Source organism: Bacillus sp. NPDC057893, from assembly GCF_042796455.1.
Taxonomy (GTDB): Bacteria; Bacillota; Bacilli; order Bacillales; family Bacillaceae_G; genus Bacillus_A.
Genome location: NZ_JBHVNG010000003.1, coordinates 1 through 25,443 on the forward strand (window position 1 = coordinate 1; position 25,443 = coordinate 25,443).

At 37.9% G+C, this 25,443-nt stretch carries 31 protein-coding genes and 1 riboswitch; of the genes, 9 read left to right on the forward strand and 22 right to left on the reverse strand.

The window, feature by feature from the left end:
- Positions 1-114: 114 nt before the first annotated feature.
- The 3 genes from ACFVQC_RS15855 to ACFVQC_RS15865 form a co-directional block, all read right to left on the reverse strand.
- A complete protein-coding gene (locus tag ACFVQC_RS15855) occupies positions 115-879 on the reverse strand; it encodes a TIGR01457 family HAD-type hydrolase (protein ID WP_002139297.1) in 765 nt (254 codons plus the stop codon).
- 107 nt (positions 880-986) lie between these two features.
- Entirely contained in the window at positions 987-1,619 is a 633-nt protein-coding gene (locus tag ACFVQC_RS15860; RefSeq protein WP_377898674.1) for a helix-turn-helix transcriptional regulator, read from the reverse strand.
- Between the two features lie 78 nt (positions 1,620-1,697).
- Complete coding sequence (locus ACFVQC_RS15865) at positions 1,698-2,138, reverse strand: DUF86 domain-containing protein (RefSeq protein ID WP_002145069.1); 441 nt, start codon at positions 2,136-2,138, stop codon at positions 1,698-1,700.
- A 147-nt stretch (positions 2,139-2,285) separates the two neighbouring features.
- Between ACFVQC_RS15865 and glpX the strand changes: the two genes are divergently transcribed.
- The 4 genes from glpX (at position 2,286) to ACFVQC_RS15885 (ending at position 4,944) form a co-directional block, all read left to right on the forward strand.
- Positions 2,286-3,257, forward strand: a complete 972-nt coding sequence (glpX, locus tag ACFVQC_RS15870; protein ID WP_377898675.1) for a class II fructose-bisphosphatase — start codon at positions 2,286-2,288, stop codon at positions 3,255-3,257.
- Positions 3,258-3,273: 16 nt separating this feature from the next.
- On the forward strand, positions 3,274-3,540 hold the full coding sequence (locus ACFVQC_RS15875) for a DUF3055 domain-containing protein (RefSeq protein ID WP_002112635.1): 267 nt from the start codon (positions 3,274-3,276) through the stop codon (positions 3,538-3,540).
- A gap of 373 nt (positions 3,541-3,913) precedes the next feature.
- Positions 3,914-4,411: a cytoplasmic protein gene (locus ACFVQC_RS15880; RefSeq protein WP_377898676.1), complete on the forward strand. Its 498-nt coding sequence runs from the start codon at positions 3,914-3,916 to the stop codon at positions 4,409-4,411.
- Positions 4,412-4,422: 11 nt separating this feature from the next.
- Positions 4,423-4,944: a GNAT family N-acetyltransferase gene (locus tag ACFVQC_RS15885; RefSeq protein ID WP_377898677.1), complete on the forward strand. Its 522-nt coding sequence runs from the start codon at positions 4,423-4,425 to the stop codon at positions 4,942-4,944.
- A gap of 10 nt (positions 4,945-4,954) precedes the next feature.
- Here the strand turns inward: ACFVQC_RS15885 and ACFVQC_RS15890 are convergent, their stop codons facing one another.
- Positions 4,955-5,257, reverse strand: coding sequence for a YutD family protein (locus ACFVQC_RS15890; RefSeq protein ID WP_002015914.1), 303 nt, complete (start codon positions 5,255-5,257; stop codon positions 4,955-4,957).
- 118 nt (positions 5,258-5,375) lie between these two features.
- On the opposite strand from ACFVQC_RS15890, the gene ACFVQC_RS15895 reads away from it, so the two are divergent.
- On the forward strand, positions 5,376-5,954 hold the full coding sequence (locus ACFVQC_RS15895) for a YhcN/YlaJ family sporulation lipoprotein (RefSeq protein ID WP_002068062.1): 579 nt from the start codon (positions 5,376-5,378) through the stop codon (positions 5,952-5,954).
- 76 nt (positions 5,955-6,030) lie between these two features.
- Here the strand turns inward: ACFVQC_RS15895 and ACFVQC_RS15900 are convergent, their stop codons facing one another.
- On the reverse strand, positions 6,031-6,765 hold the full coding sequence (locus ACFVQC_RS15900) for a MerR family transcriptional regulator (protein ID WP_016096606.1): 735 nt from the start codon (positions 6,763-6,765) through the stop codon (positions 6,031-6,033).
- 108 nt (positions 6,766-6,873) lie between these two features.
- On the opposite strand from ACFVQC_RS15900, the gene ACFVQC_RS15905 reads away from it, so the two are divergent.
- The gene (locus ACFVQC_RS15905) at positions 6,874-7,689 is read left to right on the forward strand and encodes a YhfC family intramembrane metalloprotease (RefSeq protein ID WP_377893066.1); all 816 of its coding nucleotides are present in this window, start codon (positions 6,874-6,876) and stop codon (positions 7,687-7,689) included.
- 24 nt (positions 7,690-7,713) lie between these two features.
- On the opposite strand, the gene ACFVQC_RS15910 is transcribed toward ACFVQC_RS15905, so the two are convergent.
- Positions 7,714-8,157: a hypothetical protein gene (locus tag ACFVQC_RS15910; protein ID WP_377898678.1), complete on the reverse strand. Its 444-nt coding sequence runs from the start codon at positions 8,155-8,157 to the stop codon at positions 7,714-7,716.
- A 134-nt stretch (positions 8,158-8,291) separates the two neighbouring features.
- On the opposite strand from ACFVQC_RS15910, the gene ACFVQC_RS15915 reads away from it, so the two are divergent.
- Together ACFVQC_RS15915 and ACFVQC_RS15920 are read left to right on the forward strand one after the other, a co-directional pair.
- Positions 8,292-8,846: a histidine phosphatase family protein gene (locus tag ACFVQC_RS15915; protein WP_377898679.1), complete on the forward strand. Its 555-nt coding sequence runs from the start codon at positions 8,292-8,294 to the stop codon at positions 8,844-8,846.
- An 83-nt stretch (positions 8,847-8,929) separates the two neighbouring features.
- Entirely contained in the window at positions 8,930-9,409 is a 480-nt protein-coding gene (locus tag ACFVQC_RS15920) for a YbaK/EbsC family protein (RefSeq protein ID WP_377898680.1), read from the forward strand.
- A 19-nt stretch (positions 9,410-9,428) separates the two neighbouring features.
- Here ACFVQC_RS15920 and lipA read toward each other — a convergent pair whose 3' ends face one another.
- Entirely contained in the window at positions 9,429-10,325 is an 897-nt protein-coding gene (lipA, locus tag ACFVQC_RS15925) for a lipoyl synthase (RefSeq protein WP_002068044.1), read from the reverse strand.
- 189 nt (positions 10,326-10,514) lie between these two features.
- Between lipA and ACFVQC_RS15930 the strand changes: the two genes are divergently transcribed.
- On the forward strand, positions 10,515-11,498 hold the full coding sequence (locus ACFVQC_RS15930) for a M23 family metallopeptidase (RefSeq protein WP_016096602.1): 984 nt from the start codon (positions 10,515-10,517) through the stop codon (positions 11,496-11,498).
- 56 nt (positions 11,499-11,554) lie between these two features.
- Here the strand turns inward: ACFVQC_RS15930 and yunB are convergent, their stop codons facing one another.
- From yunB to ACFVQC_RS16005, 15 genes are all read right to left on the reverse strand, one after another.
- Positions 11,555-12,286 carry a sporulation protein YunB gene (yunB, locus tag ACFVQC_RS15935; protein WP_016096601.1) on the reverse strand — a complete coding sequence of 244 codons (732 nt, stop codon included), beginning with the start codon at positions 12,284-12,286 and terminating at the stop codon, positions 11,555-11,557.
- A 55-nt stretch (positions 12,287-12,341) separates the two neighbouring features.
- A complete protein-coding gene (locus tag ACFVQC_RS15940; RefSeq protein ID WP_016096600.1) occupies positions 12,342-12,644 on the reverse strand; it encodes a YunC family protein in 303 nt (100 codons plus the stop codon).
- 65 nt (positions 12,645-12,709) lie between these two features.
- Complete coding sequence (locus ACFVQC_RS15945; protein WP_377898858.1) at positions 12,710-14,125, reverse strand: bifunctional metallophosphatase/5'-nucleotidase; 1,416 nt, start codon at positions 14,123-14,125, stop codon at positions 12,710-12,712.
- Positions 14,126-14,569: 444 nt separating this feature from the next.
- Entirely contained in the window at positions 14,570-15,967 is a 1,398-nt protein-coding gene (gene sufB / locus ACFVQC_RS15950) for a Fe-S cluster assembly protein SufB (protein WP_002015928.1), read from the reverse strand.
- A 48-nt stretch (positions 15,968-16,015) separates the two neighbouring features.
- A complete protein-coding gene (gene sufU, locus ACFVQC_RS15955) occupies positions 16,016-16,447 on the reverse strand; it encodes a Fe-S cluster assembly sulfur transfer protein SufU (protein WP_002089369.1) in 432 nt (143 codons plus the stop codon).
- The gene (sufS, locus tag ACFVQC_RS15960; RefSeq protein WP_078173447.1) at positions 16,437-17,657 is read right to left on the reverse strand and encodes a cysteine desulfurase SufS; all 1,221 of its coding nucleotides are present in this window, start codon (positions 17,655-17,657) and stop codon (positions 16,437-16,439) included. The genes sufU and sufS overlap by 11 nt, the downstream gene beginning before the upstream one ends.
- A complete protein-coding gene (sufD, locus tag ACFVQC_RS15965; RefSeq protein ID WP_377898681.1) occupies positions 17,657-18,949 on the reverse strand; it encodes a Fe-S cluster assembly protein SufD in 1,293 nt (430 codons plus the stop codon). Before sufD ends, sufS begins: the two co-directional genes overlap by 1 nt.
- Positions 18,950-18,964: 15 nt before the next feature.
- Complete coding sequence (gene sufC, locus ACFVQC_RS15970; RefSeq protein ID WP_002112662.1) at positions 18,965-19,750, reverse strand: Fe-S cluster assembly ATPase SufC; 786 nt, start codon at positions 19,748-19,750, stop codon at positions 18,965-18,967.
- 237 nt (positions 19,751-19,987) lie between these two features.
- Positions 19,988-20,794 (reverse strand): methionine ABC transporter substrate-binding lipoprotein MetQ, encoded by an 807-nt coding sequence (metQ, locus tag ACFVQC_RS15975; RefSeq protein WP_377893078.1) that lies wholly within the window; start codon positions 20,792-20,794, stop codon positions 19,988-19,990.
- Positions 20,795-20,868: 74 nt separating this feature from the next.
- The gene (gene metQ, locus ACFVQC_RS15980; protein ID WP_377898682.1) at positions 20,869-21,681 is read right to left on the reverse strand and encodes a methionine ABC transporter substrate-binding lipoprotein MetQ; all 813 of its coding nucleotides are present in this window, start codon (positions 21,679-21,681) and stop codon (positions 20,869-20,871) included.
- 23 nt (positions 21,682-21,704) lie between these two features.
- Complete coding sequence (locus ACFVQC_RS15985; protein WP_002112667.1) at positions 21,705-22,370, reverse strand: methionine ABC transporter permease; 666 nt, start codon at positions 22,368-22,370, stop codon at positions 21,705-21,707.
- Positions 22,363-23,388: a methionine ABC transporter ATP-binding protein gene (locus ACFVQC_RS15990; RefSeq protein WP_002145045.1), complete on the reverse strand. Its 1,026-nt coding sequence runs from the start codon at positions 23,386-23,388 to the stop codon at positions 22,363-22,365. The genes ACFVQC_RS15985 and ACFVQC_RS15990 overlap by 8 nt, the downstream gene beginning before the upstream one ends.
- A 432-nt stretch (positions 23,389-23,820) precedes the next feature.
- A riboswitch (SAM riboswitch) is annotated at positions 23,821-23,928 on the reverse strand.
- A gap of 125 nt (positions 23,929-24,053) precedes the next feature.
- Entirely contained in the window at positions 24,054-24,398 is a 345-nt protein-coding gene (locus ACFVQC_RS15995; protein ID WP_002145044.1) for a hypothetical protein, read from the reverse strand.
- 152 nt (positions 24,399-24,550) lie between these two features.
- Entirely contained in the window at positions 24,551-24,859 is a 309-nt protein-coding gene (locus tag ACFVQC_RS16000) for a thioredoxin family protein (protein ID WP_377893081.1), read from the reverse strand.
- A gap of 3 nt (positions 24,860-24,862) precedes the next feature.
- A complete protein-coding gene (locus ACFVQC_RS16005) occupies positions 24,863-25,207 on the reverse strand; it encodes a toprim domain-containing protein (protein WP_000640865.1) in 345 nt (114 codons plus the stop codon).
- Positions 25,208-25,443: the final 236 nt, after the last annotated feature.

Sequence of the window (25,443 nt, forward strand, 5' to 3'; positions counted from 1 at the left end):
CAAAATTAAAAGGCATGAGTCCGGTACAATATCGAACTCATGCCCTAAAGGCTGCCTAATGAAACGACCTGTCTAACTTTATGGGGTCAGTTCATTCCGGTTACCTGCCTTTCATTACATCTTCTCAATCCACTCTGTCAAGTTATGCACAACTTGCGTCGGTTGTACTTCATATTCTATTAACTTCTCCACAGTTGTTACTCCAGTGTGGACAATAAGGGTATGCATACCAGCATTTATCCCCGCTAAAATATCTGTATCGTAGTTATCCCCAACCATTAATGCTTCTTCTTTTTCTATGCCAAGCACTTTTAACGCTTGTTCCATAATGATTGATTCTGGTTTTCCAATAAAGATTGGATCCACACCTGTTGATACTGCTACAACTGATGTTAATGAACCGTTACCCGGTAATAATCCGCGCTCGGTCGGAATTGCGATATCCCCATTTGTTGAAATAAACGTTGCACCGTTACGCACAGCAAGGCACGCTTTCGCTAATTTTTCATATGTGATGTCGCGATCTAATCCAACAACGACGAAATCAGGATTTTCATCCACAATTTCAAATCCTTTTTCCACAAGAGCAGCATGTAAGCCCTCTTCACCAATCATATATACAGTTGCATCTTGTTTACGCTCATAAATAAAGTTCGCTGTAGCCATGCTCGTTGTGAATACTTGCTCCGCTTTCGCTGGAATATCGAAACGAACAAGTTTTTCTGCAACTTGTTCTGGTTTACGAGTTGAGTTATTTGTAACGAATAAATATGGAATACCGCGTTCTCCTAATGCTTTTACGAAGTCACTTGCTTCTTCAATTTGTTCTTCACCGCGATACATCGTACCGTCTAAATCAATTAAATAACCTTTATACATTATTATGTCTCTCCTTCTATGCTAACGTTCATATCTATCATACCACTCTTATATTAACCCCTTTTTCAAAAGAAAAAAACGCTTTACCCTAAAGCGTCCCATAACGTTCATTTTTTCTCTTTTATTTGGTACGAACAATTACAATCTCCCTCACACATGTTTGCTAACGTCTTCACATTTGCATCTGCAAATAACCGCTTATACATATCTTTTTCATCTTCACACACTTGCGGGAATCTCTCTGCAATTTCCTTTAATGGACAGTTTTGCTTTTCAAATATGAAAGAATGCTCCCCATCTCGCTTTATTTGAACCATATAACCGTTTCTCTCTTGCATAGCAGCTACTTCTTGAACTTTATACGCTAAATTGCTTTGATTACTTATCCTCTTTTGCAACCGTTCTTCCATTCGTTTCGTTCTCGCTTGCAAGACGTGACGCAGCATTTTTTCATCGCCCATTCGAGCTAAATCTTCTAGCATATCAATAGCAAATTGCTTATATTCTTTCGGGAATGTATCTTCTCCCTTTTGACTTAATCCATACAAATATGTTGGTCGTCCGACATGCTGTCTTACCATCTTTGAATAGATTAGCTCATCTTTCTCCAGTTTACTTAAATGCCTTCGAATCGCCATCTCAGTAATCTCTAAAGCTTCAGCTAAATCTGCTACAGTATGCTCACCCTTTACCTTCAATAATTGTACAATCTCTTCTTTCGTAGTACGTGCTTCCCCCATATTTCACCCTTCTCCCTTTTCTCTCTCATATACAATATAAGATCCCCAAAGGAATCTCCGGGGATCTTATAAGCATAATTATTCTGGTACAAATGCAGATACAGGTCCTAATTCCTTTTCTAAATAACTACGAATATTCGCTGGGTATTTCTCTACCACTGCGATATTTTTTTGAATCGTCTTATATAATTCATCATGATTCATTTGAATATAATCTTGCGTAAGCATTTTTCGAAGAAGAATAATTTCTTTAATATGCGCTCCCTCTTCTCCACTTATAACTCTCTCGTCCATTAAAATATCAATAATATCTTCGTAACTTCCTGGATCGCGCATAATAAATCCATCAATCATCGCATTCCCTACATCTAATATACAATCGATAATAAGATGGGCTATGCGCTCTAATGCATAAAATTCAAACTCTGTTTCATATGTCTTTTTCTCTTGAAATGTATTTGTTGCTCGTTCTAAACATACTAGCATTTGTTCTATTTTCTTTCTGTCTACGAAGTACATGAATGTCACCTACCTGGAAATTAAAGCATTTACATTTTAATTGTAACGCTTTCTTCTGAAAAAATCGACAATTTTTCGAATTCACCTTTTCCTCGTTATTTGTTATAGTTATATTTGTATGATTTTTGAAATTGGAGGAATGCAACCTTGGAACGTGAACTCGCACTAGAAATTGTCCGTGTAACAGAAGCAGCAGCCTTAGCATCCGCACAGTGGATGGGCCGCGGAAAGAAAAACGAAGCAGATGATGCAGCAACTACAGCTATGCGTGATATGTTCGATTCAGTAAACATGGCAGGTACAGTTGTAATTGGTGAAGGAGAACTTGATGAAGCACCGATGTTGTATATTGGTGAAGAACTAGGAACAGGTAACGGTCCAGAAGTAGATATCGCCGTTGATCCATTAGAAGGTACAAACATCGTTGCGAAAGGCCTTGCAAATGCAATGGCAGTTATCGCAATCGCAGATAAAGGAAACCTTCTTCATGCTCCGGATATGTACATGGAAAAGATCGCGGTTGGTCCAAAAGCAGCTGGTAAAATTAGCTTAGATGATCCAATTGAAAAAACAATTGAAATTGTAGCAGAAGCAAACAATAAAAAAATTCGTGACCTAACGGTTATCGTGCAAGAACGTGAACGTCATCATGATATTATTGACCGTGTTCGTGCAAAAGGTGCACGCGTAAAACTATTTGGTGATGGCGATGTTGGTGCATCAATCGCTACAGCTTTACCTGGAACAGGTATCGACTTATTCGTAGGTGTAGGCGGAGCTCCAGAAGGCGTTATTTCTGCAGCAGCATTAAAATGCCTTGAAGGTGAAATGCAAGCTCGCTTAGTTCCAATGAACGAAGAAGAAGAAGCTCGTTGTCGTGAAATGGGATTAGAAGATCCTCGTCAACTTCTTATGTTAGATGACTTAGTATCTGGTGATGACGCAATCTTCTCAGCAACAGGTGTATCTGCTGGTGAGTTATTAGACGGCGTGAAATTCCTTGGCGGAGATTTAGCTGAAACATATTCTATCGTTATGCGTTACAAAACAAGAACGGTACGATTTATTAAAACGCACCACCATTTAGACCATAAGCCACACTTAAACTTAGATATTTAATAAAGGAGCCATGTGTATGGAAGAACGTTTCTTTCTGTACGACGATACTGTCGCTACAAAAACTCGTTTCGTTAGCTTTCTAGGGGAAAATGAGCGTCATGATTTAGCGCTTCTATACTCCGATCGTCATTACGGTAAAACGATAGTCCTTGATATGCAGAGCAACAAATTTGCTATCATCGGTCCTGACGATTTAAACGAACCAGGCTACTTAGAGCATGCATTTTCTATGTCTGAAGAAAATGCAGAAGAATTACGCTCATTTTTATTTGAACTTATATAATTTATCTCAAACACCAGCTATTTTAGCTGGTGTTTTTTTACGATTTATATTTTGAATTTTCAATCTTATATGTTATACTTATGAACAAATCTATTTGGATAGAAAGGATGTTATCTGCGTATGCCAACAATTACTTTGTAATGGACCAGCAATTGGATAGCATTACTCTCAAAAAAGCACCGTGCTTTTTCAAGGGAGTAGTCTGCCCATTCCCATTACGAAGGAACGTAACGCATCTGTAGTATGATGTTTACGGAGGTTCCTCTTTCGGGAACCTCCTTTTATTTTTGTCTCTTTCTTATGTCTTCATACTACAAGACATCCAAATAGCTGTATTACGTTCCTTTACCACTAATATAAGAGGTGAAGGAAAATGCAGAAAGTACAACTTTCTTGGAGTTTATATGAAAACGGACTAGCAACAATCGAAAAATATTGTAAAAATTGCAGGCGTACTACCCTTTTTACCGACACGAACATTCGCAGGCATAACGCAAACGGAAAGAACATATACCGATTTGCAATTTATAAATGTCCGAAAAATCATACGTGGAATCAAAAGCTCCACATTTATAAATCATTTACTGATCATGTCGAAACTGTCGATATGGCTCAGCAAGAACAAACTGAAACAAACACGATTATTTCTATTACAGAGTATAAAGAAAGTGGTATAGAAGAAATAACAATAACATTAGAAATTGTTCTCGGATCTCACCGAATTGATAAAGCATTATCCACATATATTTCAGATTGGAGCCGCGCTGCCATTGTGGATAAAATTAAAAACGGTCGTATTCAGCTAAACGGACGACACCTGAAACCAAACACAACACTCACTGAAGGTGATTTCATCTCAATTTGTTTATAAAGGAGACGATTATGCTAAAAATAAGAAAAGGCACAATTGATTTATTGGACGAATTAGATGTGATGTATGCAGAATGCAAAGAAGCACTCTTACAGAATCAAATTTACCAATGGGATGATTCTTATCCGACGCGAGAACACATTTCCTATCATCTAGAGCAAGCCGAATTGTATTGTCTATTCCAAGACCAAGTACTTGTCGGCGCCGTCGTCTTAAACGAAACACAGTCTCCAGAGTACAAACTAATTGACTGGTCAGAAACAGACGGACGCTTTCTTATCGTCCACTCTTTTGTCATCCATCCGCTCGTACAAGGAAAAGGCTATAGCAAAGTACTATTATCCTTTTGGGAAAACGAAGCAACACAAAACACCTACACTGGAATACGCCTAGATTGCTTTACAGGTAATCCTGTTTCATTAGGCCTATATGAAAAAAACAATTATATTTGCCGAGGTGCTGTTTATTTCAAAAGTAAACAGCCTCCTCATAATTGGTACAACTGCTATGAAAAAATCCTCTTACAATCGTAAGAGGATTTTTTCATTTCTTCACTTTTCGTAATACGAAGTGTGCACAACCGAAGTTACAGTACTCGTATAAATACTCTGATAAAGTACTAATTTTCGTATCATATGTCGAACGTTGATTACTATCATCAAAGAATCCACGCAATCTAAGTTGCTCATAACCCCAGTCTCCAACGATATAATCATATTTATTTAAAATTTCTGCATAGCGCTCTTTAAGTGCTTCTTCACTAAAACCATCACGAAAGTTTTTAATTACTTCGTACTGAACATTATTAACGCTCACCGTAGTATGAATCTCTTGCTTTTGCTCCATTATGAACTTCCTCTCTAAGCATTCTTCTTTTTATCGTATCACAAAGCATAACAACCAACAATTTCAAATACAAAAAATTGAAAATTAGTGCATGCTATGGAGAAGGAGGTGATACATCGTGAAAAAGCAAATTATACTCTCTCTTCTCACTCTTTCCTTATTTGCAGGCTGCCAATCAACTAATAAAGCTGAAATGGAGCGTGAAGAAGGAAGTCGTGTTCTTGTTTCCAACAAAAACGACATGTATCATACTGAAAACACAAATACAAGATTAACGAGAGTCGGTTATTCTTCTAAACAGAAGCATGAAGTATCTAACAAACAAGTAGGCGCTATTAACCGTGAGAAAGTCGCCGAAATGATTACGAGCATGACAGTCAAACTTCCTGATGTCACCAATGCCGCTACACTCGTTACCGACGATGAAGTGTTCGTTGTATACCGTGCAAACACAACGGATCCGAAACTCGTAACAGATCAAGTATATAAAACAGCTTTGTCCATCGTCCCTCGCTATTATAAAGCATATGTATCAACAAACCAAAAGTTGATTTCTCAAATTCAAGGTCTTCAATCTGGTAGCTTAAACGATAAAGAATATGAACAAAGTCTTGATATGCTAAAACGTGAAATGAGTAAAAATCCTCATTTGAACAATACAGGGGATCAAACTTTGAATGATATGATTAAAAAGTAAAAGGTGGAGAAAACCTCCACCTTTTTTGAATTTATTGAATAAAGAAGCAGTTAAATGAAATATATTAACGATTATTTCATTTTTTATTACGATCCGCATAAACCTCCATCGCATCACACATAAACTGTGCTAAACCTTCACCAAACTTATCAATATTTTTCGTAAAGCGCTCATCAGCGACATACATTTGACCGAGTCCCTTAAATGCATCTAATGAATATTCACCGAAGTTTTGCAAGTAATCGTACCATACTTTAATTGCAGATTGTGCTTCTGTAGAATCAGGTGCTCCATTTCGAAGTGTCGCTAGATTTCTGTAAATAGTATTAAACTCCTCCTGTTTCTCTGTAGACATACCCTTCGCTGTTTTATTCGCTTTATCTACAGCTGCGTCTCCCCATCTTTCACGTGCTTCTTCTTCGTACGGGTTATGGCTAAAATCAAACCCTTCAAATTTCTCTTTATTTGTCATCTCAATGTCTCCTTTTGTATGCTTAATTGTTTTATCAATCGTCGCTATCACTTTATCCAACCTAGCTCGCTTTTCAAGAAGCATTTTCTTATGAAGCTGTAATGCCTCTTCACGGTCGAATGAAGGACTCATGATAATCTCCTTAATCTTCTTTAAAGGGAAGCCAAGCTCTTTAAAAAATAAAATTTGCTGCAACGTTTCTAAATTTTCATTGGAATACAGACGATATCCAGACTCTGTCGTCTCATCTGGGGTTAACAACCCAATTTCATCGTAATGATGCAGTGTGCGCACACTAATTCCAACTAAATTAGCTACTTCTTTTATCCTCATTGTCATGCGTATCTCCCCATTAATACATACGATAAAGTATGACGTAACGTTAAAGTCAATAAAAATTTCATTTTGTTTTTGAAAGATTCATCTCTCCACATTCCCCTACATTTCATGCATAATATATATGTACATACATTAGAAAGCGGTGAAAGTATGGTTTCAAATACTGTAATTGCCAGTATCATAATTCAACTCGTTGTTTCGGTTCTGGTCCCAATTATTGTACTCGTTTATTTCCGTAAGAAATATAATATTAATTGGAAAATAGTTGGCGTTGGTATCCTTATCTTTATCGGGTTTACCCAAATTCTCGAAACACCATTCCAATTATTCATGCGTGGTAATCCCACAACAGCTGAGTTTTTAAAGAACCCCTTTATCTTTTCGATTTTCGGCGGACTAACTGCTGGTATTTTTGAAGAACTAGGTCGTTTCGTTGCCTTTTACTACTTACTGAAAAAATATCGAGATTATAAAGACGGTCTTGCGTACGGAATTGGACACGGCGGTATTGAATCGATTTTAGTCGGTGGATTCGCTGGGCTTCAAACTCTTACCTTTGCAACATCTATTAACAATGGTAGCTTCGCTCAAATGGTTGAACAATACCCACAACTGAGCCATATCAAGGACTTGTTAATAGAGCAACCTGCCTACTTATACTTACTCGGTAGCTTAGAAAGAATTATGGCACTCGTTCTGCAAATTGCTTTTACAATGCTTGTCGTATACGCAGTAAAACAAAAGAAATACATCTTCCTCGTATACGCTATACTATTCCACGCACTTGTAGACTTTTTCGCAGCACTTTACCAAACAAAAATGATTAACATCTTTGTAGCAGAAGGAATTACTCTTCTCTTCGCGATTGGCGCTTTCGTTCTTATTCGCAAAATGAAAGAGAAATTAGTGAGTGCTTCAGAGTAAAAATAAACCACCAATTTTGGTGGTTTATTTTTTATGTGGATTATCGCAATGATGATAACTTTTCTCTCCTTGCAGCTCCCTCTTTGTTTCTGCATCTATAACGATATATTTATGCAACTCCTCTACTTCATTTTGAGAAAAGGAAGCGAAAAAGTATACTTGGCGATCAGGATGAATAAACGAATCTTGAAGCACCACTCTACTGCGACAGCCGACAGCTGTTTTTTTTCGGAAGACAAATTCTGCATCTTGTACTTCTTTAAATAAGATTTTTTTACGAACACTATACGCCGCATTTTTGTATTCCTTATAGACCTTCTTATCTAACTGTTCATAAAATAGATTTTCATTCACAAACGACTTATTTTGATTACTCGGGTATTCTAAGTTTTGATTTGATTGTGCATATGCTGTGGACAATTGTATGAGAAAACAAACACTGAATACAATGCATATCATTTTTTTCATAATTGCACCTCAAATTTTGATTTATCCACATTACTTTTCCACAGACCTAGATCACTATGCCCTTTCCAAGAAAAAGGAATTTTTTCCACATTTGTCGAAGTATATATCGTCAACTTGAAAGATGGGGATGAAATATGAAGAAAATTATTGTAATCAGGCATTGTTCAGCAACTGGACAAGAACGTAATGCGGAATTAACAAACATGGGAAGAGACCAATCAAACACCGTTGCTACATTCCTCATGGAAAATCATCTACAAATAGATCATATTATTTCAAGCCCATTTGTCCGAGCTATCGATTCTATTCGGCCATATGCCCTCCAAGCTAATTTATCTATTCAAGAAGATGAACGGTTAGCAGAACGCATATTAAGCTCTGTTTCAATGGATGATTGGCTTCAAAAACTAGAATACACTTTTACCAATATAGATATTGCCTTTTCGGGCGGAGAGTCGACAAAACAAGCGATGGACCGCGCCATATCGCTTATCCACGAAGTTTTAAAATTGGAGCATGACACAACATTACTCGTTACACATGGCAACTTACTCACACTCATTTTAAAGCACTTTGATCCTAGTATTGGCTTTGATGAATGGAAAAATTTAACTAATCCTGATATTTACGAAATTACAATTGATGAACCATCTATCATAAAACGATTATGGAAAGCACCATCAAAGTAATATCCCTTTCCAATACATTCAGTTGACACTGCGAGAAGGTATGGTAGGGCTGCAGTAAAACATAGAGAGGGGTATCATTTCATATGTACGAAGACGTACTTTCTTTACTACATAAAACAAATGCTTCTTATGAAAAGTTTGAACACGAGCCAGTACTCGACTATGAAACAGACCGTATCGTTCGTGAAAGACTTGGTTTACAAGGTGCTCCAAGTAAAAGCTTATTTTTAAAATCAAAATCTGGGGCTTATTACGTATTTTTCACGTTAGAAGGAACTCGCCTTAACCGAGGAGAGATGAAAGAAATAACAGGAAAGAGCTTATCTCTCTGTTCACCTGATGAACTAAGAGAAGAGACTGGTTGCACGCCAGGATGTGTAGCTCCTTTCGGTTATTCACAAGATGTAACGATTATTGTGGACAGTTCTATTTATACTTACGATAAAATTTTAATTACACCTGGTGTACCTGAATTTACAATTGAATTATCCACAGAGGAATTAAAAAAGATTTTATCCACATGTCAAAATACTGTTTTAGAGTATAAGAAAAAGGAGAGCTAATATTAGCTCTCCTTTTTCATTATTTCGCTTCTGCTACTTTTTCTTTCGCAGAACGTACTTGCTCGTCCGCATGATAAGAAGAACGCACAAGTGGGCCAGCTTCACAGTGGCTAAATCCTTTGCTAAGTGCAATTTCTTTAAGCTCTGCAAATTCTGCTGGTGGGTAATATTTAAGAACTGGTAAATGCTTCTTAGATGGTTGTAGGTATTGTCCAAGAGTTAAAATATCCACATTGTTTGCACGTAAGTCATCCATTGCTTCAATTAAATCTTCTCTTGTTTCACCTAAGCCAACCATAATGCTCGATTTAGTTGGAATATCAGGCTGCATTTCTTTTGCTCGACGTAAAAACTCTAATGAACGGTCATACTTTGCTCTAGCGCGAACTCGGTTAGATAATCGTCGTACTGTTTCAATGTTATGGTTCAAAATATCTGGTTTTGCATCCATTAACATTTTTAAGTTTTCTTCTACCCCACCCATATCAGATGGTAATACTTCGATTGACGTAAATGGATTTTCGCGACGAACAGCGCGTACTGTTTCAGCAAAAACAGCTGCTCCGCCGTCTTTTAAATCATCACGTGCAACCGCTGTTATAACAACGTGCTTTAAGCCCATTTGTACTACAGAATCTGCTACGCGTTCTGGCTCTTGTAAATCAAGCTCAGTTGGCAAGCCTGTTTTAACCGCACAAAAACGACAAGCACGTGTACAAACCGCACCTAAGATCATAAATGTTGCTGTTTTCCTTACAGCCCAGCATTCATGAATATTCGGACATTTCGCCTCTTCACAAACTGTATGAAGATTCTTAGAACGCATCATTTTCTTTAAGCCTGTATAGTTTTCATTCGTGTTTAACTTAATTTTCAACCATTCGGGCTTGCGCTTATACTCTGTTTGTTTTGTCATGGTTATCAACTCCGCACAATATGAAATAGTTTACCGTGTTCGCTTCTTTCAATGTAACATATCTATTCTAACGTATGAAAGCGATTTGCTCAAATGAAGATTCTAAGATTTTTTCCAATCGTTCCCTATAATGAAATACTCCGTATATCCCACACTAAAAAGAGTGATGTTGTGAAAGGAGTCTATTTCATGCTTCGAAAAATTTCTCTTTTGCTTTCGATTTGCTTTCTTCTCCACCAAAACATCGCTTACGGTGAAGATAATCAGCAAAGCATATATGAAAAGCGCATGGCACTATATAAAGAAACTGAGCAATCTTCAGGTATTCCGTGGTATTACTTAGCTGCAATGGATCAATACGAAAGAAACATACGGAGCGTAAGAAAGGATATTCCGAAAAAACCAGATGCCATCATTTCCCTTTATTTCAAGCCTGAAATATGGGCTGGACCTGTTAATAGTAATGATACTCTCCCCCATACGATTTCTCTATTTGGCGGAATTGGTTTAGATGGTGACAAAGATGGATTTGCAAATGCAAATACCGATCGTGATCTTCTGCATACAGCAGCAACTATTTTAAAGAAACAAGGAACGTCAGAAGATCGTATTAATATTATGCTTTGGGAATATTATAGACGTGCAAAAACAGTTGAATTAATTACAGAATACGCCCAAATTTATAAACATTATGGCCGCATTAATTTAGAAGGAAATGCTTTCCCTCTCCCGATTCGCAGTGACAATAGCTATCGTAGTACTTTTGGTGCTGGTAGAAGTTTTGGCGGCAGGAGGATTCATGAAGGAACCGATATTTTTGCTGGATATGGCGTACCAGTACGATCAACTTGCTATGGCGTTATTGAAACAAAAGGATGGAATCGTCTTGGTGGATGGCGCATTGGTATTCGTGACCTTCATAATAATTACCACTATTACGCTCATTTAGGCGGGTTCTCTAAAGAAATACAGCTCGGACAAATTGTCGAACCAGGAAAAGTAATCGGATTTGTCGGTAGTACCGGCTACGGTCCTCCTGGTACAGCTGGAAAATTCCCGCCCCACTTACATTTCGGCATGTATAAAGACAATGGCTATACGGAATGGGCTTTCGATCCATACATGCATTTAAGCCTTTGGGAACGAAAAGAACGAGCAAATACAAAACGATAACCGTAGCGAATTGCTACGGTTATTTTTATAAATATAAATCAATAGAACACTACTGACTAATTATCCGTTTTCTTTTTATCTGGTACAACAACACCCCCACTTCCGTAATAAGTAGGCACTTCACCTTGAACGATGCGCGTCGCAATCGGAATGTTTTGCTTCACTTTAATTTCTTTCGTGCGTAACGGAATCATAACTTGTAACGTCACTTCCACTTCCATAATAATTTTGATCGCCGTATTATTAATTCCTTGCGGCTCAACTAATTGTTTAATATCCGTATTCACATGACCAATTGGCGTAAAATTAATCGGAATATCCGGCCCTATATTACCAAGAAGCGCATTATCGGTTATGCGTCCAAAAGGAACTGACATAGATACCCCATTCTCTTCAAAAATACCAAGTGCTTTCGTATCCCCTTTTTCTACTTGTTGTAAATATTTCTCTATGTATGCAGTAGTCGATGTTAATATTTCATTTACTTGTTTTGTATTTAAATCAATTGTAGATACTTTCCCGTTCCTATCCGTTTGTACTTTCATTAATGAATCTACATCAAACCCTTCATTAATTCGGTCTTTTACCGCTTTCGTCATAACTGCTGTTGCCATTTTATGCGTCTCTGTTTCCCCATACTTAATTAACGTTGGTTGAATACTTTTATTTACAATCCATAACCCTTGAACTACCATTACGATAAAAATGATAAACGAAATAAGCAGTATATACCGAAAGGAAATCGGTCCCCTTCGAAACCGCGAATTTTTCGAACGAAATATGCTCATAAAAAAAACCTCCTTCTTATATTATTTCTATGCAAGAAGGAGGGACGATATATGCTTATCTCATTTTTAATAGTGCATCTTTTCCGATTGTGCCGGCCGGAATCCCTAAAGCTTCGGCTTCAATCGTTACTGATTCCAGCGGTGCTTCAAGAAGTTGTTCAATCGTTCTTACACCAACCGCACGGCCAGCAATAATTCCTCGATCGCCTAACTTCTCATTTAAAAGACCTACATCTAGAGCACCGCACATAATATATCCTTTATCACTCATTACAGCTAGCAAATTTGTCTTCGGAAGTTTTACGCTAACAGCAATGAACGTATAGTTATCAATTATAATTGGCTCTACATTAACCATAGTTCACACTCCTCTCTTTCTTATCTTTATGACAAGAGAAAAATGAGTGTTACAAGTTAACTAGCCTATAGTTTGACTGAAGATGTATAAGTTATCAACATGTCTGTTAACACATCTCTAAGTAATTCCGGCATATAATATTGTTTGTCAGAAAGTGTGGATAGCTCTGGGTATAAGTATCCGAATGTAAACATATCAATCGTTCCTACCATATATATCCGGTCTAATTCCAGCGATTCGCCATTAATCAATACATCTTCTAGTAAAATTTTATTCCCTGGAATCGTATCTGGAATCACTTCCAAACCATCGTAAATCATTTTCCCCATTACTTTTCCACGAAATCCGAATCCTTTCACCTCAAGATTCTCCATATTCGGGCGGCGCGCTTTCAAAATAACTTCTCTTAACGTTTTCCCTGGTACTTTTAACAGACATGGATTAATTGGATGTGGACAAATCCGATGAATATCTCCGCGCGTCACAACACCTTCATTTAATCCCTCAAGAAGTACACCAGCATTCACCATCCCAACATCCGCATTACACCACTCTTTAAGTGCACTTGCCAACATATGAGAAAATGTCGTCTCCTTAAACCAATCAACCGGCAATGATTCTTTTAAATGAACGACAGGCTCAGCCATTATCTGTTTACTTTCTTCCTTTAGCATTTCAATTGTGGATAACGGCTCGCTATAAGCACCTAACCGTTCTGTCTTAATCGCTCTACCGTCTTTTTTCAACAGTCTCTTCGTCTCTTTATCCACAGTAAGCTGAACGTGACCAACGTAATGCCCCCACTTTTCACAACAGCAAAGCAAAGTATTATCCACAAGAACACCACGCTCAAATAAATGATGCGTATGTGCCCCTAAAATAACATCTATATCATAATGCTCCGCCATATACTCATCCATACTTTTTCCAAGATGAGAAAGCACAACCGTAATATGGGCTGTATCCTTAACTTCTTCTAAAATAGACTCTAAATGGATGATTGGATCTTCAATATGCCAATCTAACATATGATAAAACTCTGGATAAGCTACCGTTAATCCAATAAAGGCAATCGTAATCCCATCTATCGTTGTATGTAATTTATAAGGCTGCGCCCACGCCGGACGTACACCTTCTCTTTCAAATAAATTCGCTACGAGCACCTCAAACCCAGCATCATCATATAGACGATTCAAATGCTCTTTCGCTAACGTAATTCCTTCATTATTTCCGATCGTTACATAATCATATAACGCCTCATTTAATAATTTTGTATTCCCAAGTCCATTTGTCGCTTCCGAAATACTATGAAAACGATCCACATGATCGCCAATATCCACAGTTAAAACAGTCTCTCCCGCTTCCTGTCTTCGCTTTTTCTCCCCTCGTACAAACCGAGAAATTTGCGGCCAATTTTCAAAATGACTATGTATATCGTTTGTATGATAAAGGTGGATGATTGTTTCTTTATTTATATTCAGAGAAAAAACCTCCTCTCAGTTCCTTACTGCCATTTACGCTATACGTACGCAATAATCCTGTAAATACTTTTCGTCTTTTCTTGCTATTCTACATTGTACTCGCATTATAAGAAAAAGCCAAAGATTGCCCTTTTATTATGGAAAACTTCACATTACTTTTTCTAGTCTATTGATTAGTTTGAGGGGGATTTTTTGTGAAATGATTCTAGTTGGTGGGGGGAGATTTGTCAGTATCTTTGCCTTACTTACTAAGTGCTCCTCTCGTATTTGAATGTTGAGGGGTATATGAGAGATTTCTTTTGTCTCATTTTGTCGATAAGTCGATATTCCTTGTCGAAACGCCGATATATTTCATTAAACACCTACATGGGTATCCACCAACGGCAATTGCACACAACATAAAAAAGCGCCCTGCATAGCAGGGCACTTCCTTCATTCTACATATTATCCAATAGAACCTTCCATCTCAAACTTGATTAGGCGGTTCATTTCAACTGCGTATTCCATTGGAAGTTCGCGAGTGAATGGCTCGATGAAGCCCATTACGATCATTTCTGTAGCTTCTTGCTCAGAAATACCGCGGCTCATTAGGTAGAATAATTGTTCTTCTGATACTTTAGACACTTTCGCTTCGTGCTCAAGTGAAACGTAATCGTTTTTGATTTCGTTATAAGGAATTGTATCAGATGTAGATTGGTTATCCATGATTAACGTGTCACACTCGATGTTAGAACGAGAGTTTTTCGCTTTTGGTCCGAATTGTACGATACCACGGTAAGTTACTTTACCACCATGCTTCGCAATCGATTTAGAAACGATTGTTGAAGATGTGTTTGGTGCTAAGTGAATCATTTTCGCACCAGCATCTTGGTGTTGGCCTTTACCAGCAATCGCGATAGATAATGTTAAACCACGAGCGCCTTCGCCTTTTAAGATAACTGCTGGGTATTTCATCGTTAATTTAGATCCGATGTTACCGTCAATCCATTCCATCGTTGCGTTTTCTTCACAAACCGCACGTTTTGTAACTAGGTTGTATACGTTGTTCGCCCAGTTTTGGATTGTTGTATAACGGCAATATGCATCTTTCTTAATGATGATTTCTACTACCGCACTATGAAGTGAGTTAGTCGTGTAAACAGGTGCTGTACAACCTTCTACGTAGTGTACGTGTGCGCCTTCGTCTACGATGATAAGCGTACGCTCGAATTGTCCCATATTTTCAGAGTTAATACGGAAATACGCTTGAAGTGGTGTATCAACTTTAATACCTTTTGGAACGTAGATGAATGATCCACCAGACCAAACTGCAGAGTTTAATGCAGAGAATTTGTTGTCTGTTGGTGGGATTACTTTTCCGAAATGCTCACGGAAAATATCTTCGTTCTCTTTTAATGCGCTATCTGTATCTTTGAAGACGACTCCTAGATCTTCTAGGTCTTCTTTCATGTTGTGGTATACAACTTCAGATTCGTACTGTGCAGATACACCAGCTAAATATTTTTGCTCAGCTTCAGGAATACCTAATTTATCAAATGTTGCTTTAATTTCCTCAGGTACTTCATCCCAAGACTTCTCAGATTTCTCAGATGGTTTTACGTAGTACGTAATTTCATCGAAATCTAAGTCGTTTAAGTCGCCGCCCCATTGTGGCATTGGCATTTCATAGAACTTATCCAGTGATTTTAAACGGAAGTCTAACATCCACTGTGGTTCTTCTTTCATACGTGAAATCTCTTCAACGATCTCTTTTGTTAAACCGCGTCCAGCACGGAAAATCGAAACGTCTTTATCCTTGAAACCATATTTATAATCGCCGATATCTGGCAGTTGCTTCGCCATGTTGGTGTGTCCCTCCTTATATAACCTCGTTTTTAGGAACCTTTAACATTACTTATCTTCGTTTAAGCCCTTTTCTAACGCTTTCCACGCTAATGTTGCACATTTAATACGTGCCGGGAACTTGCATACGCCTTGTAATGCTTCAATATCTCCTAAATCAATGCTGTCATCATACTCTTTTCCTAGCATCATGTCAGAGAAAATTTTAGAAAGCTTAAGAGCCTCTTCAATTTTCTTTCCTTTTACTGCTTGTGTCATCATTGAGGCTGAAGACATTGAAATTGAACATCCTTCGCCTTCAAACTTCGCTTCTTGTACAATACCCTCTTCTACTTTCATCGTAAGTTGAATACGATCGCCGCAAGTTGGATTGTTCAAGTTAACGGTAACACTATCTTCTAACACGCCATGGTTACGAGGATTTTTGTAATGATCCATAATAACTTGACGATATAACGTATCTAAATTATTAAATGACATTTGTGAAATACTCCTTTGTCTTGATTAGCGATTCAACAAATGTATCAATTTCTTCTTTTGTATTATATAAATAGAAGCTCGCACGTGCTGTAGAAGAAGCTTTCAGCCACTTCATAAGTGGTTGTGCACAGTGATGTCCTGCGCGAACCGCAATGCCTTCTACATCTAATACAGTTGCTACATCGTGAGGATGTACTTCATCAATATTAAATGTAACTAGACCAGCGCGATGCTTTGGACCATAAATTGTAACGCCATCTACTTCTGATAGTCTCTCTAAAGCGTATTGCGCTAATTCATGTTCATGCTTTTCAATATTATGAAGACCGATTTCTTCTAGGAAATCAATTGCCGCACCAAGTCCGATTGCATTACCGATAATCGGTGTACCTGCTTCGAACTTCCACGGAAGCTCTTTCCAAGTAGACTCTTGTAAGTCTACGAAATCAATCATTTCACCACCAAATTCAATTGGTTCCATATTGTTTAGCAATTCTTTCTTACCATATAATACGCCGACACCTGTTGGTCCGCACATCTTATGAGCAGATAATGCGTAGAAATCACAGTTTAAATCTTGTACATCCACTTTCATATGAGGTGCACTTTGTGCTCCATCAACGATCATGATTGCACCGTTTTCGTGTGCGATTGCTCCGATTTCTTTTACAGGATTAATCGTTCCAAGTACGTTTGACACGTGCATAATAGAAACGATTTTTGTATTCGGTGTAACTGTTTGACGAACATCTTCTAAAGAAATTGTACCGTCTAGTTGAAGCGGAAGGTATTTTAAAGTTGCGCCAGTTTTCTTCGCAACTTGTTGCCACGGAATGATGTTACTATGGTGCTCCATGTAAGAGATGACGATTTCATCGCCTTCTTTTACATTATCAAGACCATAGCTAGCTGCTACTGTATTTAATGCAGTTGTCGTTCCGCGCGTGAAAATAATCTCTTCCATTGATTTCGCATTAATAAACTTGCGAACTTTCTCACGTGCACCTTCATACGCGTCGGTAGCTTTCGTGCCGAGCGTATGAACACCGCGATGCACGTTAGAATTGTATTCTTTATAGTAACGTTCTAACGTTTCAATGACTTGAATTGGTTTTTGAGAAGTTGCTGCACTATCGAAATAAACAAGTTGTTTGCCGTTCACTTTTTGATCAAGAATTGGAAACTGTTTGCGTATTTCATGAATATTCATTAGCGAACTTTCCTTTCAATTACATCAACAAGCTGTGCTTTTACTCCTTCAATTGGAAGCTCATTTACTACAGGTGCTAAGAATCCATGGATGACTAAACGTTCTGCTTCGCGTTTTGGAATCCCACGGCTCATCAAGTAGTATAATTGGTACGGATCTACGCGGCCTACTGAAGCTGCGTGACCTGCCATTACATCATCTTCATCGATTAAAAGAATTGGGTTTGCATCCCCGCGAGCTTTCTCGTCTAACATAAGAACGCGAGAAGATTGTTGTGCATTTGATTTAGATGCACCGTGTTCAATCTTACCAATTCCATTAAAGATAGATGTTGCACTATCTTTTTGTACACCGTGTTTTAAAATCCAACCTTCAGAGTGTTTACCGAAGTGAACAACTTTAGTTGTAAAGTTTTGTGTTTGGTTACCACGGCCAATTGTTACTGTTTTCGTATCAGCAAATGATCCGTCGCCCATTAAGTTCGTAACGTTCTCTGAGATTGTATTTCCGTCATTCATAAGGCCTAGAGCCCAATCAATACGGCCGTCGCGTCCAACAACGCCGCGGCGGTTAACGTAAGTTGTTACATCTTTTGCTAATAGATCAACCGCACCGAATTTCACTTGTGCGCCTTGTTCCACGATTACTTCTGCTACGATATTTGCAATACCTTTAGCATTTTCATTTGCAACGTAGTTTTCTACATAAGTTGCAGTACTGTTCGCATCAGCTACGAATAATACGTGGTTATATACGTTAGCTTCTTCGCCGTCTACTAAGTATACAGCTTGAAGTGGAGTTTCAAGAACAACGTTTTTCGGAACATATACGAATGCACCGCCGTTGATTAATGCAGCATGAAGTGCAGTTAGACGATGCTCGTCTACTTTCACGCCGTCTTTCATTAAATACTTTTGTAATAGTTCAGCATGCTCTGTTGCAGCTGTTACGATATCTGTAAAAATAACACCTTTTTCTTTTGCTTCGTCTGCTAAAGAAACGAACGCAGTTGTACCAGTACGTTGTACTAATACGCTGTTATTTTCATCGATTAAGTTTTTCACTGCTTCTGGAAGCTCTGTTAAAGAACTTACAGGCTCTTGCTTAGCAGCGTCGCCTTTTCCGATAAAGTCCCATTTGTCAATTTTCGTTTTATCAGGCGTTGGCATTGGAAGTTCAGTTGCTTGTGCAAGAGCTTGTAAGCGGAACTCAGTCAACCAAGCAGCTTCGTTTACTTCGCTTGCGCGCTGACGGATTGTTTCTTGATCGAAAGGTAATGTACCGATTGTCATGTTTATGCTCCTCTCTTACGCTTCTTGCTCTGCTGTTTCGTCTTCAATACCTAATTCTTTTTTAATCCAGTCGTAACCTTCAGCTTCTAGACGTTGTGCAAGCTCAGGGCCACCAGATTTAACGATACGACCGTTCATCATAACGTGAACGAAGTCTGGAGTGATGTAGTTTAATAAACGTTGGTAATGCGTAATCATTAGGCAACCGAAATCTTCGCCGCGCATTTGGTTAATACCTTTAGATACAACTTTTAATGCATCGATATCAAGACCTGAGTCGATTTCATCTAAGATTGCAATTTTTGGCTCGATCATCATTAATTGAAGAATCTCATTACGTTTTTTCTCACCGCCAGAGAAACCTTCGTTTAAGTAACGTTGTGCCATTTCTGGATCCATTTCTAGGAATTCCATGTTTTTATCTAATGTACGGATAAATTTCATAAGAGAAATTTCTTCGCCTTCTTCACGACGTGCATTAATTGCAGAACGTAAGAAGTCAGCGTTTGTTACTCCGCTAATTTCACTTGGATATTGCATTGCTAGGAATAGACCTGCTTGTGCGCGCTCATCTACTTCCATTTCTAATACATCTTCACCGTCGATGATGATGCTACCTTCTGTTACTTCATACTTTGGGTGACCCATAATCGCAGAAGATAAAGTTGATTTACCTGTTCCGTTAGGTCCCATAATTGCGTGGATTTCTCCACCTTTTACTTCAAGGTTTACACCCTTTAAAATTTCTTTACCGTCGATTGATACGTGTAAGTCTTTAACCGTTAATGTAGAACCAGCCATCTCAATACCTCCATTAATCCTCTATATACATTTTAAAAATTCCTAAAACGTTCATATTCTCATTTTATTCTCATTCTAATCTTATAGCAAATAAAATGATATCGCAAACACTAAGAAAATGTAACAATTTTTTCACAAATGTATATAAGTATTTCCCTTGCATCCTTATATGATACACCTTTCTTCTTATATATATAAAGAAAAAAGGACTGGGTTATTCCCAGCCCTTTCCAGCACCTATTCGTTCACAGGAAGTACAGCACCTTTATATTCTTTGTTAATAAAATCTTGAATTTCTTTTGAATGCAATACGTCTACTAACTCTTTAATTTCTTTTTTCTTCTCGTCACCTTTACGAACTGCGATAATATTTGCATAAGGAGAGTCTGATCCTTCAATTGCAATTGCATCCTTTTTTGGATTTAATTTCGCATCAATTGCGTAGTTTGAATTAATAAATAAAGCATCACCTTCATTGTTTTCGTACAGCTTCGGTGAAAGTCCAGGTTCTACATCTGTTTTAAACTTTAAATTTTTCGGGTTTTCTACAACATCTTTTACTGTCGCTTTAACAACATCTACACCGTCTTTTAATTTAATAACGCCGCCTTTTTGTAACAATGCTAACATACGGCCACGCTCAGCTACGTTATTACTCATAATAACCGTTCCTCCATCTGGAAGATCTTTTAAGCTTTTATATTTCTTAGAATAAATGCCCATTGGCTCTAAATGAATTTTTCCTGCGTTTACAATTTTATATCCTTTTTCTTGAATTTCTTTATCTAAATACGGAATGTGTTGGAAGTAGTTCGCATCAATTTCTTTATCCGCTAACGCTTTATTCGGCAGAACATAGTCCTGGAATTTTTTAATCTCTAATTTAATACCCTTTTTCTCTAATATCGGCTGTGCCTTCTCTAAAATAACAGCGTGTGGCACGTTAGAAGCTCCAACAACAAGCTTATTCTCCTCTTTCCCCCCGCAAGCGGCTAATGTAAATACAGACAGTGCTGTAACAACTGACAATATAATCTTTTTCATATGATGTCCCCTTCTCCCCTATAGTTATGTAGTTAGAAAAAAGAGCCAGCATACACCAGCCCTTCTTCAAACAATTATTCTTTTACAGGAACAACTGCCCCTTTATATTCTTTATTAATAAAGTCTTCAATTTCTTTGGAATGCAGTACTTCTATAAGAGCTTTAATCTCTTTTTTATCTTTATCACCTTTACGAACAGCTACTATGTTTGCGTATGGAGAATCATTTCCTTCAATTGCAATCGCGTCTTTTTCTGGGTTTAATTTCGCATCAATTGCATAGTTAGAATTAATTAGAACCGCATCGCCTTCTTTATTGTTATACACTTGTGGTAATAAACCAGGCTCGATATCCGTTTTGAACTTTAAGTTTTTCGGATTATCTGCAATATCTTTCGGAGTCGCTTTAACTGGATCTACTCCGTCTTTAATTTTTAAAACTCCTTCTTTTTGTAAAATTGCTAAACCACGTCCATGATCAGCAACAGAATTACTCATAATAATTGTCGCCCCGTCTGGAAGTTCTTTTAAGCTTTTATATTTTTGAGAGTACACGCCAATTGGTTCTAAATGAATTTTTCCTGCTATTTCAAAATCATATTTTTTATCTTTAATTTCTTTTTCTAAATACGGAATGTGCTGGAAGTAGTTCGCATCTAATTCTTTATCTGCTAACGATTTATTCGGTAACACGTAGTCTTGGAATTTTTTAATTTCTAACTCAATTCCTTTTTTCTCAAGTAACGGTTTTGCCTTTTCTAAAATTTCAGCGTGCGGTACGTTAGAGGCACCAACAACTAGTTTCTTTTCATCTTTATCTTTCCCACCACAAGCAGCTAGCCCAAAAATCGAAGTTGTAATAAGTGCTGTAAGTAATAATTTTTTCATTTGAAATACCCTCCCGTTTTTCATTATCTTTTATCTATTCGAGTCGTTAAACTATCACCAATCCACTGAATGAAAAATACAACTAGTAATACACAAATTGTCGCAACGATTGTTACATCGTTATTTCCTCGCTGGAACCCTTCTAAATAAGCAAGTGTTCCAAGGCCACCAGCACCAACAACACCTGCCATTGCTGTATAGCCTACTAAAGCAATTGTCGTTACCGTAATACCCGATACTAACGCTGGTAACGCTTCTGGAATTAATACTTTCAAAATGATTGTGCTTGTTTTTGCTCCCATTGCTTTTGAGGCCTCAATTACACCTTTATCAATTTCACGAAGTGCGATTTCAACCATTCTCGCGTAAAATGGTGCCGCTCCAATAATTAAAGCTGGCAGCGCTGCACTCGCTCCGAGAATTGTTCCAAGAAGAATCTTTGTGAATGGGATTAATAAAATAATTAAAATGATGAACGGTATAGAACGGAAAATGTTTACGAACGCTCCAATCACCGTATTAATCGCTTTATTTTCCCATAAATTATCTTTCGCTGTCATAAAGAGTAATAGTCCTAAAATAAGTCCTAAAACAAATGTGGCAAGCGCTGCGATTGCCGTCATATATAACGTTTCACCAGTTGCTTCTAACATTTGATTCCAATCAACATTTGCAATTAACTTATCCATGTGCAATCACCTCCAGCTCTACTTGATCTTGATGAATCCCTTCTATTGCTTGCTGGATCGCTGTTTCTTCACCATTTAAATGAACGACTAAACTTCCGTAAGAGCCGTTATTCGTTTGTGCGATATTTCCTTGCAAAATGCTAACTTCTATATCACCGCGCTGCATTAACCTTTGAAGTACCGGTCTTTCTACCGCTTCACCGACAAACTGCAAACGAATTACTTTTCCATCTGGATACTTTTCTATCAAACTTTCAATCGTTTCATTCGTATCTTCAGAATCAGTTAACTGCTGTACAAATCGTTTTGTAATGTCTTGCTTTGGATTACGGAATACGTCAAGTACTGGACCCGTTTCTACGATCTTTCCTTTCTCCATTACAGCAACACGATTACAAATTTTGCGAATAACGTGCATCTCATGCGTAATCAATACAATTGTTAAGCCGAGACGCTTATTAATATCTAATAATAAATCTAAAATTTGATCTGTCGTTTCCGGATCAAGAGCTGACGTTGCTTCATCACATAAAAGTACTTGTGGATTATTAGCTAACGCTCTTGCAATCCCGACGCGCTGCTTTTGCCCACCACTTAGCTGAGATGGGTACGCGTCTCCTCTCCCCTCTAATCCAACAAGATGAATTAACTCATCGACACGTTTTCTTCTCTCCGCCTTATCGACACCTGCAATTTCAAGTGGAAATGCGATATTTTCACGCACAGTTCGTGACCAAAGTAAGTTGAAATGCTGAAAAATCATTCCGATTTCTTGTCTTGCCTTACGAAGTTCATTTCCAGTAATCGCTGAAATCACACGATTCGCAATTGTAATTTGGCCAGAAGTTGGTTTCTCTAACTGATTAAACAATCTGATTAACGAACTTTTCCCAGCGCCACTATATCCGATAACACCAAATATTTCGCCCTTCTCTACTTGTAAGTTGGCGTTATCTACAGCAGTGACATCACCGCTTTTTGCCTTATATATCTTCTTTACATTCTCTAATAGAATCATGATGTTCACCCCTTTTTTAAATAAAAAGCGCAAGCGGCTCGTTTAGAACAAGAGGGCGTTGGAATCCCAGACGTAGAGGCGCTTTTTGCCTCATAGGAAGGGATGAAACGACCGACTGTTCTAGCCGCTGGAGCTAGATTTGATAAAAAGCGCAAGCGGCTCGTTTAGAATGTGAAGTGGATGGAGCTTCTGACGTAGAGGCGCTTTTTGCCTCATAGGAAGAAGCGAAGCCATCGAACATTCTAGCCGCTGGAGCTGGATTTCTTAAAAGTTTTGGATAGACTCCGCAATTTTTTTATTTTTGATGCGTGTAGTCCATCGGTATAGCTCCTCTTATTATTTGAATGTCCTCCGCATTCAAACAACAAAAAACCTTTCCGCTTCTAGAGAAGCAGAAAGGTTTATATGCGTATATAACAACATTATCCCTCTCTCTCATCTCTCAAAGCATTTGCTTTGCAGGAATTGGCACCATTTCAACATAAGTTGACGGTTGCCGGGCTTCACAGGGCACAGTCCCTCCACCTCTCTTAATAAGAGAAATCAGATTAAATTTTCGTCTGATTTAAAATTTATGAAATTGTCTATATTTTATGAATTGAATTGTATCAATATCATCACGCTCTGTCAACAGAAATTTTCGCAAAAAAAGAAACTTCAGAATTTTAAGCTCCGACTGACATCGGTTTACATATATGAAACATCGATTCGACTAATAACATCGTTCGATACGTTCCAGAATATTGTACCCGTCCATCACTCATTAACGTTTGCAACCTCATATTTCCAGTCACTAATTTTTGTACATCCTCTTCCTTTAAACAAACGATTTGTTCCGTTCCTCTCGCCTCTTTCAAAAGTTCTATATAATCTCTTGAAATTTGTAACGAACAGCATTCATCTCCAAAACGAAAATTAACAGTTCTTTCTCCTTGCCTTAAAAGCGGTTCTAAATGATATTGACCATTAGCGTAATTTACAAATGATTGAAGCAAAGAATATAATTCCATCCTAAATCACATCCCTCATATCACTTTCTATTACATACCATTCCCTCTTATTAAAGAGCAATCCTGTTACTTTCGCTCGACAAATACTGTATCTATCACGCATATCGACATATTTCCCAAGAAATATGTCGAGGCGGCAAAAACTTTGCCGCCTACTTTAATTCCGTATATAAATATTCAACCGAATGAAATGCATATATTTTCTTCATCAGTGTCCCATTTTCAAAAACAAGTAAACACGGTACACTTTCTATCCCATACTCTTTCGCTAAATGCGGGGCATAATTTAAATCTAACATCCCAATTTTCAAATCTTCAATCGTCATCTCGACGACCGTTAACATCTTCTTTGCTAACTGGCATGTTCCACACATTGGTGTATACACATATAACACTGTTTTTTCTTCATTTCCTATTAAATCTGTAGCTTCGGCACCTGTCAAATCAATCACTTCTATCATTCCTTACCGTAAATATTCTGTATAAACGTCAATGTCAGCTCCCCATAATACATTTGCTAAATGTGAAGAAGGTGCAGTCGCCACCTCGCGATACGAGCGATCAATATAAATATGCTCTGCTTGCGGAAATTCTTTTCGGAATTGTTTCCTTAACTTTTCTCCTGCATCATCAGCATCCACTAGCACATATACGTCCTTATCAAAAAATTGATCAATGAGCTCATCCATTTTCGACAAACCAATTGTACCATTTGTACAAACAATTTCCACTGGTTCACGAATAATAGATTCAATCTTTCTTCTATCCGATTTACCTTCTACAATAATGACTTTTTCCACATAAATCATATGTCATCACCCGATCACCATATACTATACAACCTTTAACTTAGTATATAGTATATTCGTTATTTTCATGTTGTTTCCTGTTTATTTTTACAAAAGAAAAGCACAAGCGGCTCGCTCAGAACAGGAGGGCATTGGAACTCCTGAACTAGAGGCGCCTTTTGCCTCAAGTGAAGGAGTGAAATGACCGACTGTTCTAGCCGCTGGAGCTGGACAAAGAAAAGCGCAAGCGGCTCGCT